This window comes from Salinicola sp. (genome assembly GCF_982684285.1).
In genome coordinates, this window is sequence record NZ_CEXLVS010000353.1 from 1 (window position 1) to 3,093 (window position 3,093).

Genomic DNA, 3,093 nt, shown 5'->3' on the forward strand with positions numbered 1-3,093 from the left:
ACAGGGGACCCCATCATTATGAGTGATGTGCTCTAACCAGCTGAGCTACGTAGCCGACGCTGCTGCCTGGAAACGGCAGACGTTGCCGAGTGACAACGGGGGCGGACTATACCTGCAGGCTCGTCGAAGGACAAGCCTGCAATGAGAATCGGCGCGATTTTCGGCTCGTTTTCCCACATCCGCCCTGGCGGTGGCTCAGACGCCCAGCGCTTCCTTGACCGCCGGCAGGCCCGGTTCTCCATCGACCGTCTTGACGCCCTCGAGCCAGCCGTCCAGCGTCTCGGGATGCGCCTTGAGCCAGGCGCGGGCCGCGTCCTTCTCGTCCTCGCCGTCGTCCATGATGCTGCCCATGACCTCGTTCTCCATGTCGAGCGTGAAGCTCAGGTTCTGGAGCAGTTGGCCGACGTTGCCGCACTCGTCGATGTAGCCGGCGCGGGTGTTGGTATAGACGGTGGCGCCGCCGTAATCCGGACCGAAGTAGTCATCCGCGCCGGAGAGATAGCCGATATCGAAGTTGGTGTTCATCGGGTGCGGCGCCCAGCCCAGGAACACCATCCACTCCTTGCTCTGGGTACGCGCCCGGACCTCGGCGAGCATGCCGGCCTCGCTGGAGTCGACCAGTTGCCAGTCGCCCAGGCCGAAGGCGTCGTCATCGATCATCTGCTGGATGATCATGTTGCCGTCGTTGCCCGCTTCGATGCCGAACAGCTTGTGGCCGAACTGGTCCGCATGTTCGTCCAGGTCGGCAACCGAGGTGACGCCGGCGTCGATGACGTATTCCGGCACCGCCAGGGTGTACTTGGCGCCTTCCAGGTTGGCGCGCGGACGGTCGACCTGCCCTTTCTCGATATAGGGGTCGCTGATCGACTTCATCGACGGCATCCAGTTACCCAGGAACACATCGAAGTCGCCGCCTTTCATGCCCGCGTAGGCCACCGGCACGGAGACGGTATCCGAACTCGCCTCATAGCCAAGCCCCTCGAGCACGACGCTGGCCAAGGCGGTCGTCGCCTGGATGTCGGTCCAGCCCACCTCGGCGAAGCGGACGGTCTGGCAGCTCTCGGGCTCCTGCGCCTGGGCCAAAGGCGCCGCCGCCAGGCCGGCACCGGCCAGGGTCCATAGAATCGGCTGATATCTCATGGTGCTTGAACTCCCTGAACGTATTGTAGATTTTGGTCAATAACCACTGATTATCGAATGTTAGATTTTCCATTCGATGACACAATACACTAGTTTTTGTTGATTGACCGTTCAATAAAAAATTTCCATAATGGCCGACGGATGACATCGCCGGTTCGGTAGAAGCCGGGTTCCCCGGCGATGACTGGAAACCCGAGCCAAAACGGGTTATCCGTAAGGTTGGATTACGTCAGCCCCGATGCAGGAGTAAAGGCCTTGCCGAAAGTCGGTATGCAACCCATTCGCCGCCGCCAACTGATTCAGGCGACGCTGGAGGCGATCGACGAGGCGGGGCTGGCCGATGCCACGATCGCCAGGATCGCCAAGCGCGCGGGCGTCTCCACCGGCATCATCAGCCACTACTTCGCCGGCAAGGATGGGCTGCTCGAAGCGACCATGCGCCACGTCCTGAGCGATCTGGGCAACGCCGTGCTGGAACGGCGCGCGGCACTGGGCAACGCTCCGCCGGAGGCGCATCTGCACGCCATCATCGACGGCAACTTCGATCGCAGCCAGACCAGCCGTTCGGTAATGAAGACCTGGCTGGCCTTCTGGGCCAGCAGCATGCATCACCCCCCGCTGCAGCGGTTGCAGCGGGTCAACGACCGCCGGCTCTACTCCAACCTGAGCTGCCAGTTCCGGCGCGTGCTGCCGAAACGGGAAGCCCGAAACGCCGCGCGCGGGCTGGCCGCCCTGATCGACGGCCTGTGGCTGCGTGGCGCCCTGGCCCAGGAGGGCCTCGACGTGGACCGCGCCCGCCAGCTGGCCTACGACTATGTCCGGGTACAGCTCGAGGCCGCCCGTCACAGTCGAACCCGCGCCAACGACTACGCTTGAAGGCACCCGCGCCGAGCCAACGCAATCGATTCAGCAACCGGATTCAGGCCGCCGAAACAGCGGCCACGCCATTTCATTCGCCATTCGAAGGAGAGTCATCATGGCACGACTCGAGACGCAGACACTCTACATCGACGGCCGCCACACCCCGGCCAGCGGCAACCAGACCTTCGACGCCGTCAATCCGGCCAATGGCGAGGTCATCGCCAGCGTGCAGCAGGCGACCGCCGCCGATGTCGACAAGGCCATCGAGAGCGCCCGCCGCGCCCAGCGCCAGTGGGCGGCGATGACCGGCATGGAGCGTGCGCGCATCCTGCACAAGGCAGTCGCCCTGCTGCGCGAACGCAACGACGAACTGGCCGAGCTGGAAACGCTGAACACCGGCAAGCCGATCAGCGAGACGGCCAGCGTCGACGTGGTGACCGGCGCCGATGCGCTGGAGTACTTCGCCGGCCTGGCGCCGAGCATCGAAGGCACCCAGATTCCGCTGCGCGAGGACTCCTTCGTCTATACCCGCCGCGAGCCGCTGGGGGTCATCGGCGCCATCGGGGCCTGGAACTACCCCATCCAGATCGCCTGCTGGAAAGCCGCCCCGGCCCTGGCCGCGGGTAATGCGGTGGTGTTCAAGCCGAGCGAGGTCACCCCGCTGACGGCGCTGAAGCTGGCCGAGATCTTCACCGAGGCCGGCCTGCCGGATGGCGTGTTCAACGTGGTCCAGGGCGACGGCAGCGTCGGCGCCATGCTCACCGAGCACCCGGGTCTTGCCAAGATCACCTTCACCGGCGAGGTGGGTACCGGCAAGAAAGTGATGTCCGCCGCGGCCGGCTCCACGCTCAAGGACGTCACCATGGAACTGGGCGGCAAGTCGCCGCTGATCGTGTTCGACGACGCCGATCTCGACCGTGCCGCCGACGGCGCGATGATGGCCAACTTCTACTCCAGCGGCCAGGTCTGCACCAACGGCACACGGGTGTTCGTGCACCGCTCGGTCAAGGACGCCTTCGAGACCAAGATCGTCGAGCGGGTCAACCGCATCAAGGCCGGCGATCCGCTGGATCCGGAGACCAATTTCGGCCC

At 64.5% G+C, this 3,093-nt stretch carries 3 protein-coding genes; 2 read left to right on the forward strand and 1 reads right to left on the reverse strand.

Annotated elements, in window-relative coordinates; genetic code table 11:
* Positions 1-195: 195 nt before the first annotated feature.
* A complete protein-coding gene (locus tag AC3AYF_RS19655) occupies positions 196-1,140 on the reverse strand; it encodes a choline ABC transporter substrate-binding protein (RefSeq protein ID WP_295038645.1) in 945 nt (314 codons plus the stop codon).
* A 270-nt stretch (positions 1,141-1,410) separates the two neighbouring features.
* Here AC3AYF_RS19655 and betI point away from each other — a divergent pair, with 270 nt between their 5' ends.
* Together betI and AC3AYF_RS19665 are read left to right on the forward strand one after the other, a co-directional pair.
* A complete protein-coding gene (gene betI / locus AC3AYF_RS19660; RefSeq protein WP_487780234.1) occupies positions 1,411-2,016 on the forward strand; it encodes a transcriptional regulator BetI in 606 nt (201 codons plus the stop codon).
* A 100-nt stretch (positions 2,017-2,116) separates the two neighbouring features.
* The coding region (locus AC3AYF_RS19665) for an aldehyde dehydrogenase family protein (RefSeq protein WP_487780235.1) at positions 2,117-3,093 on the forward strand (977 nt) is incomplete at its 3' end.